This window comes from Glycomyces albidus, assembly GCF_009451885.1.
Classification (GTDB): Bacteria; Actinomycetota; Actinomycetes; order Mycobacteriales; family Micromonosporaceae; genus Glycomyces; species Glycomyces albidus.
Genome location: NZ_WIAO01000018.1, coordinates 79,314 through 94,466, shown reverse-complemented (window position 1 = coordinate 94,466; position 15,153 = coordinate 79,314). Strand labels below are relative to the sequence as shown.

Genomic DNA, 15,153 nt, shown 5'->3' with positions numbered 1-15,153 from the left:
TGCCGGATCAGCGTTCGAGCTTGGCCGGGGCCTCGTAGGAGCGCCCGCGCACGCCCGCGGGCCCGTCGGGCCGGCGCGGGTCGGGCCGCGGCGCGGGCGGCACCGGGTCGTCATCGTCGTCGTCGGCGAACAGGAACGACTCGCGGGTGTCCTCCTCAACGAAGTCGCCGTCGGGCTGCTCGGGCACGTACGTCGGCGGGCCGACCTCCTCGTGCTCGGGCTCGGCGGTGAGCATCGCCTTGGGGCGCCGCCGCGGGCGCATCCGCTTGGCGCGCTCGCGCAGGAACCACACGTAGCCGCCCAGCGCGGCGATCGCCACACCCGCGCCGATCCAGAACCCCGGGCCGCCGACGGCGACGCCGACGAGCTCGAGGAGGGTCAGTGCGATGAGCACGTAGAGGATGCGGCGGTGGCGGCGCCGCCACCACTCGGCGCGCATCTGCCGGAGCCTGGCCTGCTCGTGCATCTCGGGGTCCTCGCCGGTCAACGACTGGTCGGTCTCCAACCGTACCGAGTCGCCGCGGCGCGTGCCGCGCCGCTCCCACCCGCGGGCGTTCCGAACGCCGTGAGGGCGTTGCGCCGCAAGCATTTCGCCGGACGAAGCGTCCGTTTCGCCCGATTCTGCCGGATCGAGTGGGACGGTCGGGTGCGACGTGGGACGGGGCGGCCGGTGGCCTTCGCGGTCGAGCACGCGCGCGTCGGAGGAGGACCGGTCGGCGATCATCCGCTCGTCGGGGTCGTACCTGCGCACCAGGGCCGGGGTCAGGGCCAGCAGGGCCGTTCCGACCAGGAGCGCCAGCAGTACCGATGCGGGCATCGCTCACCTCCTTGCGTCGATCGCGCCACAGCACGCGCTACCCCACGGTACGCAATGGCGTGACGTATTTCCGACAGATGGCCGGAACCCGGGGCGGAAGTCCCAATACCATTACACATGGTCACAGTCGCATCACAATTCCCGACTATGACGGGTTTTTGCCCTAAACTCCGTGGAATGTCCCGTTCGCGGCAATGTCCATTCCACCGCGAGGGGCGCAACCGGAGGCCGACTCGATCGTTAAGTCCAACGGAGACAGCGAGAACTCCTCCAATCCAGTCGACCGACCCGCCTCGCCCGCGAGACGCCACCGAGCCCCCCGATCGTACGAGCTCGGCGCAACCAGGAAGGAGCACCGGCGCACGATGCCCGAGACCGTACCCGCTGGCGATCCGCGCGGCCAAGGACCCGACGCCGCCCCCGACCCCGACGACACCCCCGCCACCCGCTCCGACCCCGAGCTCATCGCCGCCACCCGCCGCGGCGACACCACCGCGTACGCCGTCCTCTACGAGCGCCACGTCCACGCCGCCCGCCGCCTCTCGCGCATCCTCTCCCGCGACCCCGCCGGCGCCGACGACCTCGTCTCCGAGACCTTCGCGAAACTCCTCCACACCTTCCGCGAAGGCGGCGGCCCCGACCTCGCCTTCCGCCCCTACATGCTCCAGACCCTCCGCAACACCTTCTACGACCGCGTCCGCCGCGACAAGCGCGTCGAGTTCACCGACGACCTCTCGCCCCACGACTCCGGCGAGATCTTCGTCGACCCCGCCGTCGAGGGCCAGGAGCGCCGCTACGCCGCCCTCGCCTTCGGCAAGCTCCCCGAGCGCTGGCGCATGGTCCTGTGGCACACCGAGGTCGAAGAGGACTCCCCGGCCCAGGTCGCGCGCATGCTCGGCATGACCCCCAACGGCGTCTCCGCGCTCGCCTACCGCGCCCGCGAGAAGCTCCGCCAGAACTACCTCACCGAGCACGCCGCCGACGCGCCGCGCGAAGCATGCCGCTGGACCGTCGACCGGCTCGGCGCGCGCGTGCGCGGCAAGCTCGGCGAGCGCGACGCCCAGAAAGTCGACGGCCACCTCGACTCCTGCGTCACCTGCAGCCTCCTGTTCGCGGAGCTGACCGAGCTCAACGCCGGCCTGCGCGGCGTCATCGCCGGCGTCCTCCTCGGCGGCGCCGCCGCCCCGTACATCGCGGCCGCCACCGTCTCCGCGGCCGGCCTCGCCGTCGGCGGCCTCCTCGCGTTCGTGTCGGCGCCGTTCATCGCCGCCGCGAACTGGATCCGCCGGATCGTGCAGCAGCTCGGCACCAAGGGCACCCTCGCGACCGGTACCGCGGCCACCGTCGCCGCCGCGGTCGTCGTCTTCGCGCTCGTCTCCGGCGACGAGGAGCAGCCGCCGCAGGCCGCCCCCGACGAACCCGCCGTCGCCGCCCCGGCCGAACCCGAACCCGACACCGAGGACCCGCCCGCCGACCCCGGCGAGCCCCCGGCCGAACCGGACGACCCGGCCCCCGAACCCGACCCCGAGGACCCCGCCGAGGAGCCCTCGCCCGCCGTGCCCGCCTCGTACGGCATCGAGCACGGCCTCGGCACCACCGGCCTCGTCGCCGGCGGCGATGCCGTCCTCCCGATCCGCCTCGAAGCCCCCGCAGGCGGCGGCTACGCGCCCCGCACCGACCGCGCCCCCGAAGCCGCGGTCGCGGCGCTCGACGACCGCGCGGGCGAGACCGCCTCCGCGCGGGACGACCGCAACGAAACCACGGCCGCGCAATACGGCGATGCAGTCGGACCCGCCACCGCGCGGGACGACCGCTCAGCGGAATCCGCCGCCGAGCGGGAGCGCGCCGCCGAATCCGCGCCCGGGTACGGCCAGGCCGCCGCGACCGACCGCGTCACGCTCGACATCGTCCTCCCCGACGGCGTCACCCTCGCCTCCGAGACCGCCGAACCCGGCTGGACCTGCATCGAAGCGGACGGCGACGCCGCCACGACCGTCCAGTGCACCGTCCCGCGGATGCCCAGCCCCGCCGAAGCCCACGTGCGCATCCGCATCGGCGACGACGTCAGCGGCTACCAGACCTTCGAGGTCACCGTCGAAGGCCCCGGCATCTCGGGCACCACCGCGCTCCAGGTCCCGATCGCGCCCGCCGGCAGCACCGTCGGCTACGCCAGCCTCGACGCCACCGGCGTCACCGCCTCCGGCAACACCTGGATGACCTGCGCCGTCCCCGGCTGCCACGACGCCGCGCTCCTCGGCGCCGGCGACCGCTGGCCCATGAAGGCGTACAAACCCGAGCACGCACCCCCCGGACGCGAAGGCCAGGCCGCCTCCGGCGCCGTCCTCGACCTCCCCGCCGGCGCCACCGTCGCCTGGGCCGGCCTCTACTGGGCCGGCGTCCACGACGACCTCCCCACCGAGGTCGCCCTCCACGGTCCCGGCGGCACCTGGACCGACCTCACCGCCGACACCACCACCCCCACCAGCCCCGGCGCCCAGGCGTTCACCGACGTCACCGAGCTCGTCGCGAGCGGCGGCGAATACTGGGTCGCCACCGACAACCACCGGCTCCCCACCTCGCCGTGCAAGACCTGGCCCATCGCCCCCAGCGCCCACTGCCTCGAACCGCACTGGGCCGGCTGGTCCCTCACGGTCGTGTACACCGAGCCCGGCGCCGACCCCAAGGAAGTCGCGGTCTACGACGGCGCGCCCGCCGCCGACACCGAGATCGAGATCGAAGACGGCGGCGACGTCGACATCGCCGCCACACTCTGGGGCGGCTCCGCCTACCGCAACGGCGACACCCTCACCGCAGGCGACGAGCACCTCGGCGAACCCGCCACCTGCCGCGCGAACGGCGCCGCCGACAACCCCGACTGGTACGCCTTCGGCGTCGACGTCCACGTCCACCGCGCCCGCACCGGCGACGAGGCCGTCATCCGCTTCGAACGCGGCGACGACCCGTTCATCGTCGGCGTCATCGCCGTCGCCCAGCCCCGCAGCGACGGCAGCCCGTAACCTCCGGCAGCGGGGGGCGGTGCACCGCCCTCGGCCGCCCCGCAGCCCCGCCGAGCCGGGTACCCTGGCCGTAATGAGCACGACGGACACCCCCACCCCCCAGACGGCGAATCACCGTCCGGGCCTCTTCGCGCGCGCCCTCGGGCTGCTCAAGCGCCACGCCGGCGAACTGTTCCGCTTCGCCGGAGTCGGCGGCACGGCCTACATCGTCGACGTCGGCCTCTTCAACCTGCTGTACCTCGGCCTCGACTGGTCCTACTGGTACGCGAAGATCCTCTCCGCGATCCTGGCGATGACCCTCGCGTTCTTCGGCAACCGCCACTGGACCTGGCGCGAGCGCCGCGGCACCGCCGCCGCCCACCGCCAGTACGCCCTCTACTTCTTCTTCAACGGCATCGGCCTGCTCATCGCGCTCGCCTGCATCTGGGCCAACACCGGGCTCGCCTCGGTCTGGCCCCAGTACTTCGACAACGCGATCGCGGTCAACCTCGCCGCCAACGTCTTCGGCGTCGGCCTCGGCTCGGTCTTCCGCTTCTTCGCGTACCGCACCTGGGTCTTCAACAGCCCCAAGCTGAACGAAGCGAGCGCCTAGGACGGGCCCTGGACACGGCGAAGGCCCGCACCGGACCGGTGCGGGCCTGAAGCGTGCTCGGGCTAGGCGCCGTCGCCTTGGCTGGCGCGGCGGGCGCGGTCGTCCTCGGCGAGCTGGTACAGCAGCGCCTTGGTCTTGTCGACGCGGGGGACGTCGACCAGGTTGATCTCGCCGTCGTCGGAGGCCGAGTCGATGTTCATGTCGCCGAAGCCGAAGATCCGCTCCCACACGTTCTGGGTGTACGAGACCGTGTTGACGCGGGCGAGCGGGATGTGGCGGCTCTCGCGGGTCACGAGGCCTTCGCGCCACATGATGCGCTGGTCGGTGATGACGTAGTGGGTCGAGCGCCAGCGGATCCAGGGGATCACCGCCAGCCAGATCAGCAGGGCGAGCGTGATGACGACCTCGGCGACGATGAGCCAGAGCCTGACGTCGGCGTTGTCGAGCTGCGCCGTGTAGGTGATCGCGATGGCGCCGATCGCAAGGAAGACCACGAACCACAGGATCGGGGCGACGCCTTCCTTCCAATGCGGGTGGGTGTGGAGCTTGACAACCTCGCCGCGGGCGAGCTGGTCGTCGGGATATCCCACTGCGGACCTCCAGGAGTGAGAAACGGGCCGGGGGCGGTACGAATGTTCAAAAGCACAGTACAACACTGCGTCACCGGCCCCATGGCCACGATTGCGCGCACTTTCCGAAGGACACTCGCATCGAGTGCTAAGGCACCCAGCCGTTCTTGGCGGCGTGCCAGCCGAGCTGGATGCGGGTGTCCACATCGGCCAGGTCCATGAGCTCGCGGACCCGGCGCTGGACGGTGCGCAGCCCGATGCCCAGTTTGGACGCGATCGACTGGTCCGTCAGGCCCGCGATGAGCAGCCCCAGCAGCACCGCGTCGTCCTCGTCGATCGTCTCCGCGCCCAGCCGCACGCCGTCGGCGGACGCGCTCGTCGCGGGGATGCCCGCCGTCCACAACTGCTCGAACAGGGTCGCGGCGAGCTCGGCGATCGACCGGTTCCCGGTGACGATCGCCCGCGGCCGGCCCTCGCCCGGCTCCTCCATGAAGACGGTCCGGTCGTCCACGATCAGGAGCTTCAGCGGCAGGCGCTTCCCGAACCGGACCTCGTCCCCGGACTCGAGCGCGTGCCGCACGTAGTCGGCGTACGGGTCGATGTCGAGCACCGCCCGGTCGAACAGGATCCGGTGGACCACGCCGCGTGCCTGGAGGTCCCGGTGCACGCCGTCCTCGGGGACCGGCAGGACCATCGGCGGGCGCACGAACGTGCTCAGGCTGCGTTCGGCCCCGGCCTTGAGCTGGCGCAGCCGCGAGCGGATCGCCACCGCACCCGTCACCGCCTCCCAGGAACCGGCGGTCCCGCCCGCGCCGGGGCCCGCCCGGTGGATCTCGAGCAGCTCGCGCAGCGTCTCGTACTCGCCGAGGACCTCGCCGAGCTGGGAGGCGATCCGCCCGCCCAGGACCGCGTCCGGCCCGACCGCGCGGAAGCACGAGTCCGCGACCATCGTCGCGAAGCCCTCGTCGACGAGCCGCGCGAGGACCTCGCGCACATGGTCGATCGAACGCCCCGAGTCGGCCGCGAGCTGCGCCACCGTCGCGTCGGAGCGGGAGAGCAGGAGCCGGTAGAGCCCTTCGGTCTCGGGGTCGAGCCCGGTCGCGCCCGGCGGCTGCCGGGCCGGCCGGGTGTCGGGGTGCTCGCCGCGCTTGCCGCCCGCCTGGTCGCTCATCCACTCCTCCGGTCCTCGGGCCCGACTGGGCCTGCCGCGTCAGTGCCCTTCAACTGCGAGCCCTCGCTGCGGGCCGTCCAACTACGGCCGTCTCAATGCGGGCCGTCGAACTGCGGCGCCACCGGACCGCAGCCATCGAACCGCGGCCGCGGGACTGCGGTTCAACGGACGTGCAGGGCCGCCGGACTCCAGGGGAACCGTGGTTCACAACCACCGGATGCCGTGCCCGCCGGGCGTCATGCCCGCGGCCGCAGGTGGACCACGTCGCCGGCGGCGACCGCCTCCACGGGGCCGTCACCAGGATCCACCCGCAGGCGTCCGTCGGCGTCGATGCCGACGGCCCGGCCGGTCAGGTTGCGGCCGTTCGGGAACGATACCGCGACCTGGCGCCCCAGGGTGTCGGAGTTCCGCTCCCAGCGCTCGATCGCCGAGGCCGGGCCCTGGTCCTCCCAGGTGCGGTACACGGCCGCGAAGTGCCCCAGGAACGCCGCCGCGATCTCCTCCCGGTCCAGCGTCGTCGCCCCCGCGAGGAGCAGCGAGGTCGCCTCCGGGACCGGCAGCTCCTCCTCGGTCAGCGACACGTTCAGGCCGACGCCGACCACCACCGCGCTCCCCTCGGCCTGCGCGAGGATCCCGCACACCTTCTTCCCGGCGATGAGGACGTCGTTGGGCCACTTCAGCTTCGCGCGCACCCCGCACACGGCCAGCAGCGCCTCTTCGAGCGCGACCGCGGTCGCGAACCCCAGCGTGCCCCACCGCTCGCGCGGCGCGGTCGGGCGCAGCAGGAACGACATCATCAGGCTCGCCCGCTCCGGGCTCTCCCAGCGCCGGTCCAGGCGCCCGCGCCCGCTGAGCTGCTTCTCCGCCAAGAGGACGCGCCCCTCTTCGGCGCCGTGCCTGGCCGACTCGGCCAGGTCGGCATTCGTCGACCCCGTGACCCCCACCACATCGACTTCGGTCCAGAAGTCGGACTTCTCCGACAACAGCGACCAGAGCAGGTGCCGGTCCAGTGGCTTTCTCGTCGGTGTGTCCACGCCCTTGGCATCCTCCATCCCCTCATCGTAAGGGGCCGGATCTCCGGCTAGGGTGATGCGATCGCATCACCGGTACGGATGGGTTCCTCGTTCCTCCCGCTTGCGGGTTTCCGGACAGCACCTGGTCTCCCGGGTCTTACCTGCCCTCCAGAGGCGTTTCGAGTCTCCGCATGCCCTGCGGCGACCGTTTGCACTCGCACCAGCCGTTTTCCTTCAAAGCGGATGTTGACCTCCGCGTTGACGTCCCTCTCGTGCACCGACCCGCACGGGCAGGCCCAAGTTCGCACCGCGAGTCCTTCCAGTCCCTTCGGCCCTGACAGGACCCCGCAGTCCGAGCACATCTGGGTGGAAGGGAAGAACCGGTCGACTTTGACGAATGTTCGACCGCGCCGAGAAGCCTGCGCTTCCAGGACCGCCGAGTGCCTGGTCGTACATGCTCTTCGCGGTCCGACTCCGGGCCAGCCCTTTGATGTTGGGGTCTTCGACGTACACGGCTTGGTTCTCGTCAAGTACGGCCTTGACCTGCTTGTTCAACCAGTCCTCCCGCTTGTCTCGGATGCGCTCGTGCAATCGGGCAACTGAAACGCGCGCTTTCTCCCGGTTCGCCGACCCGGGTTGCTTTCGCGCGAACACCTGCTGAGCGCGTTTGAGCCGGCGCTCCATCGACCGGAAGAACTTCGGCGAGGCGATGGTCTTCCCGTGACGTAGCACGGCGAAGTCCTTGAGGCCGAGGTCGATGCCCGTCTCGGCATCCGCCGGAGGGGGTTCGTGCTCCACCTGCGCAGCGACGGCCACGATGAAGCTTGCGAAATACCGGCCGGCCGACGTCTTGATGACCGTGACAGAGGAGGGGTCCGACGGCAGGTCCCTGGAACATGCGACTCTGATCGTCCCGATCTTCGGAAGCCGCAGGCGGCCTCCTTCTGTGATGCGAAATCGGGCGTTGCGCGTGAACCGGATCGATTGGCGATGCGTCCGCCGTTTGAATCTGGGCGGACCTATATGCGGTCCCCGCCGTTTACCCGCTCGTGAGTCGAAGAAGTTGCGCCAAGCTTGGTTGCAGTCTTCCAGCGCCTGTTGAAGCACCACCGCCGAAACCTCCCCGAGCCAGGCCCGCTCAGGAGTCCGTTTCGCCTCGGTGATCAATTTCCGCGAAAGCATGCTTGTGCTCGGGTAAGGCTCTCCGGCTGCGAATGCGGCTCTGCGTGCCGCCACCGCGTCGTTGAACACGACGCGCGCGCAACCGAACGCCTTGGCCAGCGCTGCACGTTGCGGGCTCGTCGGGTAGATGCGGTACCGATATCGGAGTAGCACACCTGTACAACGAGCAAGCCCGGAACGCGTTTCGAACGCATCGGCATGACCATGCTCACAGCCGCCCATCGAGTCGTCGGCAAGTGAGCACGCGGTGAATTGGCAGCTCAGCGGGAGAACGCGTTCGGGAGGAAACCACTCAGCACCTCCTCAGGTAATGCAGATACGATCCGAAGCGTGACCGACATCGACTTCCACACGACCGCCGGGCGGCTCGCCGACCTGGCCGAGCGACTCTCCGAATCGGCCACCGGGAACCCCCGGGCGATCGAGAAGCAGCACGAGAAGGGCAAGCGCACCGCCCGCGAGCGCTTGGAGGAGCTGCTCGACGAGGGGTCGTTCGTCGAGCTCGACAGCCTGCGGCGCCACCACTCCATCAGCTTCGGCATGGAGGCCAACCGCCCCTACGGCGACGGCGTCGTCACCGGCTACGGCACCATCGAAGGCCGCGAGGTCTGCGTGTACGCCCAGGACTTCACCGTCCTCGGCGGCTCCCTCGGGCAGGTCTCGGGGGAGAAGATCACGAAGGTCCAGGAGCTGGCCATGCGCACCGGCCGGCCCATCATCGGCATCTCCGACTCCGGCGGGGCCCGCATCCAGGAGGGCGTCGCGTCCCTCGGCGGCTACGCCGACATCTTCTTCCGCAACGTGCGCGCCTCGGGCGTGATCCCGCAGATCTCGCTCATCATGGGCCCGTGCGCCGGCGGTGCGGTGTACTCGCCCGCGATCACCGACTTCACCGTCATGGTCGACCAGACCAGCCACATGTTCATCACCGGGCCCGACGTGGTCCGCGCGGTGACCGGCGAGGACGTCGGCATGGAGGAGCTCGGCGGCGCGCGCACCCACAACGCGGTCGCCGGCAACGCCCACTACCTGGCCTCCGACGAGACCGACGCGCTCGAATACGTCAAGCACCTCCTGTCGTACCTGCCGTCGAACAACCTCGACGAGCCCCCGGCCTACGAGTCGAAGGACTTCGAGCTCGACCTGACCGCCGACGACCTCGCGCTCGACACGGTCATCCCGAACTCGGCGAACCAGCCGTACGACATGCACAAGATCGTCGAGACCGTCCTCGACGACGGCGAGTTCCTCGAGACGCAGGCGCTGTTCGCGAAGAACATCCTCACCGGCTTCGGCCGCCTCGACGGCCGCCCGGTCGGCGTCGTCGCGAACCAGCCCATGCACTTCGCCGGCTGCCTCGACATCGACGCCTCCGAGAAGGCCGCGCGGTTCATCCGCTTCTGCGACGCCTTCAACATCCCGATCATCTCGTTCGTCGACGTCCCCGGGTTCCTCCCGGGCACCTCGCAGGAGCACGACGGGATCATCCGCCGCGGCGCGAAGCTCATCTACGCGTACGCCGAGGCCACCGTCCCCAAGCTCACCGTCGTCTGCCGCAAGGACTACGGCGGCGCGTACTGCGTCATGGGCTCCAAGGGCGTCGGCGCCGACCTGTGCCTCGCCTGGCCGACCGCCGAGATCGCGGTCATGGGCTCGCAGGGCGCGGTCAACATCCTCTACCGCCGCGAGCTCGCCAAGGCCGACGACGAGCAGGCCAAGCGCGCCGAGCTCATGGCCGAGTACGAGGAGAAGCTGAACAACCCGTACGTCGCGGCCGAACTGGGCCTCATCGACGCGGTCATCCAGCCGCGAGAGACCCGGGCGATGCTCGTGCGCGGGCTGCGCATGAACGCCTCCAAGCGCGACGAGCTCCCCGCGAAGAAGCACGGCAACATCCCGCTCTAGGCGGCGATCCGGGCGGCGCGGCTCCGGCCGCGCCGCCCGCGCGTGTCACTCGACCCGGTGAGGACCGCGCGCGTCTCACCCTGTCCGCACGGCGGCTACCGGCGGAAACCGCATTTCCGACCGGAGCGGCGCGCACCACTCCCATCCGAAGAGTCCGATCCGGGTACCGTCTATACAGCTGGGGGAAGCGGGACGATTCGTCCCGCTCGGATGTTGGGAGTGTGGGCGATGACACCAATCGGAGGACTGGTTCACGGACTGCCGTCCCGGCGGTACGCGATCCTGATCGACGTCGGGTACCTCTACGCCGCAGCGGCCGAACTCCTGCTCGACGCCACCTCGCGCCGCGACTACCGGGTCGACGCCGAGAAGCTCATCAAGTCCCTCATCGAACGGGCCGCCGGCCGCCTCTCCGACGGCGAACTGCTCCGCCTGTACTGGTTCGACGCCGCCCGCGACCGCGTCCCCACCGTCGACCAGCGCGTCATCGCGAACATGGACTACGTGAAGGTCCGGCTCGGCAACCTCAACTCCCGCGGCCAGCAGAAGGGCGTCGACGCGCAGATCCGCTCCGACCTCGAGCTCCTCGCCCGCCACCGCGCCATCCACGAGGCGATCCTCCTCGCCGGCGACGAGGACATGGTGCCCGCCGTCGAGATCGCCCAGACCTACGGCGTCCGCGTCCACCTCTGGGGCGTCGAACCGCCGTACGGCACCAACCAGGCCGAACGCCTCGTGTGGGAGTCCGACACGGTCGAGACCATCGAGGCCGACGAGCTGCGCGCCTACTTCACCAAGAGCGGCACCGCCGCCGCGGCCACCCACGGCATGGTGGGCGCGCCCATGGCCCAGCCCGAGCCGCGCGTCCCGAACCCGGCGGTCGTCTTCGGCACCCGCCAGTCCGTGGCCGTCACGATGACGGCCGCCGACGCGCTCGCGCAGGCGGAGTCGGCCCGGCCCAAGTTCGTGCGCACCACGCAGACCGGGGAGAAGCTCGACCCCGAGACCGTGCGCTCCATCGGCGAGTACGTCGGCCACAAGTGGCTGCTGACCAGGGGCGCCGACAACATAGCGGACCTCCTGCCCGGCCCGCAGCTTCCCACGGTCATCGACAAGGAGCTGCTAGTAGAAGCCGAGAAGGAACTCGGCTACTCTCTACGCGACCACCCCGAGGCGCGGATCTGGGTCCGCGACGGGTTCTGGGAGCGGGTGCACCGCGAATTCGACTACGACGAGGAGTAGCGCGATGAGTCTCGAGCTCAAGGTCCTCCGAGGCAACCCGACCGAAGAGGAGCTCGCCGCCCTCGTCGGCCTGATCACGGCCCTGCCGCGGCCGGTCGAGGAGTCCGAGCCGCCGCAGCGCCGCGCCGCCTGGTCGAGCCCCGGCCTGAAGCTGCGGGTCCGCCGCTCCTGGCGCGACACCGCCGTCCCGGCGCGCCGGGGGCTCGAGCGGTGACCGGGACGTTCCCGCGCAGCGAGGCGGCGCGCCCGTTCGTCCTCGCGTCGCAGTCGCCGGCCCGCCGCGAGCTGCTCAAGGCCGCCGGGATCGAACCGCTCGTCATCGTCTCCGGTGTCGACGAGTCGCGCGTCATGGGCCACGACCCGGGCGAGCTCGCGAGCACGCTCGCGGAACTCAAGGCCCAGGCGGTCCTCGACCAGGTCGAGCCGGGCTCGCTCGTCCTCGGCTGCGACTCGGTGCTCCACTTCGGGCACGAGATCCTCGGCAAGCCCGAGGGCCCCGAGGAGGCGACCTCGCGCTGGAAGCGGATGCGGGGCAACTCGGGGACGCTCTACACCGGGCACTGCCTCGTCGACACCGCCGCCGACCGGCAGATCGTGCGCGCCTCCGCGACGGAGGTCCATTTCGCGGAGGTCTCCGACGAGGAGATCGCCGCGTACGTGGCGACCGGTGAACCGCTTCACGTGGCCGGCTCGTTCACGCTCGACGGCTACGGTTCGGCGTTCATCGACCGCATCGAGGGCGACCCGGGCACCGTGATCGGCCTGTCGATGCCGCTGCTGCGCAACATGCTCGGCGAACTGGAGATCGCGCTCCACCAGCTCTGGCGCTGACGGGCGGCTAGGCGCGCCATTTGATGCCGCACCCGGTGGACGGGTAGTGCGGTTCGGGCACCGGTTCGCCCTTGCGGACCTGCTCGATCGCCGCGGCGAGGTACTCGCCGGTGACGGGCACGCCGTTGCCGGGGGTCGAGCCGTCGAACGCGCCCCGGTAGGCGAGTTTCCGGTCGGGGCCGTAGAGGAAGAAGTCCGGGGTGCAGGCCGCGTTGTAGGCGCGGGCGACCTCCTGCGACTCGTCGACCAGGTACGGGAAGGTCCAGTGGGCGCGCGCGGCCTGCTCGGCGAGGCCGGCGGGGGCGTCGTCGGGGTGGGTCTCGGCGTCGTTGGAGCAGACGGCGACCACGTCGAGGTCGGCCTGGCCGGCCGTGAACGAGCCGAAGACCTGCTCGATGTGGCGCACGTACGGGCAGTGGTTGCAGGTGAAGGCGACCAGCAGCGCCGGGGCGTCGAAATCGGACAGCGACCGCAGGTCGCCGTCGAGGTCGGGCAGGGTGAAGTCGGGCGCGGCGGTACCGAGCGGGACCATGGAGGAGTTGAGGGCCATGGGAATCGCACTCCTGGAGTAGACGGTGTGGGGTCCATCGTAGGGAGCGGGGGGCGCGGGCTCAACCGTCGTTTCCGGTCGGCGGCGGTGCGGCGCCGGTGAAGGCGGCGGGGCCCCAGGCCAGGTAGTTGGGACCCCGCCGCGGGCCGCCCGTCTACCCCACTTCGGCGGACGGCCACCTGGTGATGGCGGCAAAGTCTCTGTCGAGCAGGCTTGGCCCTTGCCGCCGCGCCACCATGGGGCGTTGAAATAAGGGTAGAACTACGCAATCGACTTGCGAAGTCAGAAACCCGACAAGTGCAGACATTGCCATTCGCGCATGTGTGGGGCGCGGGGGACGGCACGGCGCGCCCGTTCACCGGTCTACTGTGGATAAATTTTGCTCGGCGCCGGACTGCTTCCGTTGTCCTCGTTGGAATACCCGACTCGAGACCTCGACCTGGGCGATGCGGCGCAGCGCCTCGAAGATCGCGTCGCCGAGGACCGTGCCGATGACCATCGCCTCGAGGATCTCGTCGCGCTCCTTCCGGTTCGCCAGGAGCGAGAGGTCGAATTCGGCGACGATCTCGGCCGCGCGGGCGTACTCGCCGGTCACGTCGACCATGTCGGCCAGGCCGAGCTCGCGGAGCCGGCCGATCGCGTCGGCGAGGGTCCAGAGGTAGCCGTGGTCGGGGTCGATCGAGTGCCAGCCGCGCCCGCGCACGATGGCGCGCGCGAGCTCGAGGTCCTCGGCCGCGGGCTCCTCGGCCGGGACGCGGTGCTGCGACAGGGCCCGGCTGGCGACCCCGAGCGTGCTGTCGAGGTCGCGGTCGGGCTCCTCGATCTCGGCCAGGACCTCGCGGACCTTCGCGATCGGCACCGAGCCGACCTCGACCATGGCCCGCACCAGCCGCAGCCGCCGGACGTGCTCCTCGCCGTACTCGACCTGGTTGTGGCTGCGGCGCTCGCCGCCGGAGAGCAGGCCCTCGCGCACGTAGTACTTGATGGTGGCCGCCGGGACCCCGGTCCTCGCGCTGAGCTCTCCGATTCGCATGGCTCCTTCTTACCCGAAGCGCGGTTGACCACCGCTCGCCTTTAATGATAGCTTCACTATCGATAGTGTCACTCACACCTGGAGCACCCATGACCGCCACCCTCGAAACCCGGCGCCGCGCCGCCCGCCGCGGCCGCACCGCGGTGGCCGCCGTCGCGATCCTCAGCGTCGCGATCGTCCTCTACGCCGTGCCCGCCTACCTCGTCCCCGACGTCGACTCCCGCGTCGGCATCCGCGAGGACGTCCCCTTCCACCTGCCGTTCCTCGTCGTCCACGCCGCCACGGCCGGGATCGCGCTCCTGGTGGGGCCGTTCCAGTTCTTCGGTTCGATCCGCCGGAACCACCCGAAGATCCACCGGGTCGTCGGCCGCGTCTACCTCCTCGCCGGCGTCCTGCCCGGCAGCCTCTCCGGCATCGTCGCCGCCGTCCTCACCACCGCCGGACCGGTCCCGCTCGTGACCTTCGTGCTCCTCGACGTGTTCTGGTTCTACTCGGCCCTGCGCGCCTACCGGGCCGTGCGCGCCCGCGACTTCGCGGCCCACCAGGAGTGGATGCTGCGCAACTTCGCCGCGACCTTCGCGGCCGTCAACCTCCGCGTCTACCTGGGCCTGTTCATCGCCGTCCAGCTCCCGCTCCTCGACGGCCACTACGGCGGCGACTTCGAGCCGCTGTTCGACACCGCCTACACCGCCGCGGTCGTCTCCTCGATCGCGCTCAACCTCGCGTTCATGGAAATCTATTTGCGGCGCAAGCGGACCCGGGGCACGCTCGGGGCGAAGGACTGAGACAGGGGAGCACCATGGGCAGCGAAGCGTACGAGATCTCGACCGACCCGGACCGGCTCGACCGCGAGTGGGTCCACCGGGTCATCTCGACCGACACCTACTGGGCCGAGGGCCGCGCCCGCGAGGACATGGACCGCGCGATCGAGTTCTCGCTCCCGTACGGCGTGTACGACGGGTCGGGCCGGCAGGTCGCGTTCGCGCGGCTCGTGACCGACCGGACCTACTTCGCGTGGCTCAGCGACGTCTTCGTCGACCGCTCCGTGCGCGGGCAGGGCGTGAGCAAGCTCCTCATGGCCCGCATCGTCGCCGACGCCGAGGAGATGCGCCTCAAGCGCGTCCTCCTCGCCACCGGCGACGCCCAGGGCCTCTACCGGCAGTTCGGGTTCGACGACATCGACGACGACTACTCCTGGATGTACCGCGTGTGGCCGACCCGGCCCTGAAGG

15 protein-coding genes and 1 pseudogene are annotated in these 15,153 nt (G+C 70.8%); 8 read left to right on the top strand and 8 right to left on the bottom strand.

The window, feature by feature from the left end; translation table 11 throughout:
- Positions 1-7: 7 nt before the first annotated feature.
- On the bottom strand, positions 8-817 hold the full coding sequence (locus GFD30_RS15500; RefSeq protein WP_153026099.1) for a hypothetical protein: 810 nt from the start codon (positions 815-817) through the stop codon (positions 8-10).
- A gap of 365 nt (positions 818-1,182) precedes the next feature.
- Between GFD30_RS15500 and GFD30_RS15495 the strand changes: the two genes are divergently transcribed.
- Both GFD30_RS15495 and GFD30_RS15490 read left to right on the top strand, forming a co-directional pair.
- Positions 1,183-3,834 carry a sigma-70 family RNA polymerase sigma factor gene (locus GFD30_RS15495; RefSeq protein WP_194201985.1) on the top strand — a complete coding sequence of 884 codons (2,652 nt, stop codon included), beginning with the start codon at positions 1,183-1,185 and terminating at the stop codon, positions 3,832-3,834.
- A 73-nt stretch (positions 3,835-3,907) separates the two neighbouring features.
- Positions 3,908-4,426 carry a GtrA family protein gene (locus GFD30_RS15490; protein WP_153026097.1) on the top strand — a complete coding sequence of 173 codons (519 nt, stop codon included), beginning with the start codon at positions 3,908-3,910 and terminating at the stop codon, positions 4,424-4,426.
- 62 nt (positions 4,427-4,488) lie between these two features.
- Here the strand turns inward: GFD30_RS15490 and GFD30_RS15485 are convergent, their stop codons facing one another.
- The 5 genes and pseudogenes from GFD30_RS15485 to GFD30_RS15470 all read right to left on the bottom strand — a co-directional run.
- A complete protein-coding gene (locus GFD30_RS15485) occupies positions 4,489-5,016 on the bottom strand; it encodes a PH domain-containing protein (protein WP_194201984.1) in 528 nt (175 codons plus the stop codon).
- A 127-nt stretch (positions 5,017-5,143) separates the two neighbouring features.
- Positions 5,144-6,166 carry a hypothetical protein gene (locus tag GFD30_RS15480; RefSeq protein WP_153026095.1) on the bottom strand — a complete coding sequence of 341 codons (1,023 nt, stop codon included), beginning with the start codon at positions 6,164-6,166 and terminating at the stop codon, positions 5,144-5,146.
- Between the two features lie 236 nt (positions 6,167-6,402).
- A complete protein-coding gene (locus tag GFD30_RS15475; protein WP_153026094.1) occupies positions 6,403-7,218 on the bottom strand; it encodes a biotin--[acetyl-CoA-carboxylase] ligase in 816 nt (271 codons plus the stop codon).
- Positions 7,219-7,247: 29 nt separating this feature from the next.
- Positions 7,248-7,709: a transposase gene (locus GFD30_RS28270; protein WP_227996417.1), complete on the bottom strand. Its 462-nt coding sequence runs from the start codon at positions 7,707-7,709 to the stop codon at positions 7,248-7,250.
- Positions 7,678-8,583: pseudogene (locus GFD30_RS15470) on the bottom strand (RNA-guided endonuclease InsQ/TnpB family protein); the annotation flags it as partial. The gene GFD30_RS28270 and the pseudogene GFD30_RS15470, both read right to left, overlap by 32 nt.
- Before the next feature lie 99 nt (positions 8,584-8,682).
- Here GFD30_RS15470 and GFD30_RS15465 point away from each other — a divergent pair.
- The 4 genes from GFD30_RS15465 (at position 8,683) to GFD30_RS15450 (ending at position 12,339) form a co-directional block, all read left to right on the top strand.
- Entirely contained in the window at positions 8,683-10,266 is a 1,584-nt protein-coding gene (locus GFD30_RS15465; RefSeq protein ID WP_407649062.1) for an acyl-CoA carboxylase subunit beta, read from the top strand.
- A 228-nt stretch (positions 10,267-10,494) separates the two neighbouring features.
- Positions 10,495-11,508, top strand: coding sequence for an NYN domain-containing protein (locus GFD30_RS15460; protein WP_153026092.1), 1,014 nt, complete (start codon positions 10,495-10,497; stop codon positions 11,506-11,508).
- Between the two features lie 4 nt (positions 11,509-11,512).
- Positions 11,513-11,722, top strand: coding sequence for an acyl-CoA carboxylase subunit epsilon (locus GFD30_RS15455; RefSeq protein WP_153026091.1), 210 nt, complete (start codon positions 11,513-11,515; stop codon positions 11,720-11,722).
- The gene (locus tag GFD30_RS15450; protein WP_322633282.1) at positions 11,719-12,339 is read left to right on the top strand and encodes a Maf family protein; all 621 of its coding nucleotides are present in this window, start codon (positions 11,719-11,721) and stop codon (positions 12,337-12,339) included. The genes GFD30_RS15455 and GFD30_RS15450 overlap by 4 nt, the downstream gene beginning before the upstream one ends.
- A gap of 7 nt (positions 12,340-12,346) precedes the next feature.
- Here the strand turns inward: GFD30_RS15450 and GFD30_RS15445 are convergent, their stop codons facing one another.
- Together GFD30_RS15445 and GFD30_RS15440 are read right to left on the bottom strand one after the other, a co-directional pair.
- Complete coding sequence (locus tag GFD30_RS15445; protein WP_153026089.1) at positions 12,347-12,889, bottom strand: thioredoxin family protein; 543 nt, start codon at positions 12,887-12,889, stop codon at positions 12,347-12,349.
- Between the two features lie 355 nt (positions 12,890-13,244).
- Positions 13,245-13,922: a MerR family transcriptional regulator gene (locus GFD30_RS15440; RefSeq protein WP_153026088.1), complete on the bottom strand. Its 678-nt coding sequence runs from the start codon at positions 13,920-13,922 to the stop codon at positions 13,245-13,247.
- Between the two features lie 89 nt (positions 13,923-14,011).
- Between GFD30_RS15440 and GFD30_RS15435 the strand changes: the two genes are divergently transcribed.
- Complete coding sequence (locus tag GFD30_RS15435; RefSeq protein ID WP_194201983.1) at positions 14,012-14,707, top strand: DUF2306 domain-containing protein; 696 nt, start codon at positions 14,012-14,014, stop codon at positions 14,705-14,707.
- Between the two features lie 14 nt (positions 14,708-14,721).
- Positions 14,722-15,150 carry a GNAT family N-acetyltransferase gene (locus GFD30_RS15430; protein ID WP_153026086.1) on the top strand — a complete coding sequence of 143 codons (429 nt, stop codon included), beginning with the start codon at positions 14,722-14,724 and terminating at the stop codon, positions 15,148-15,150.
- Positions 15,151-15,153 lie beyond the last annotated feature (3 nt).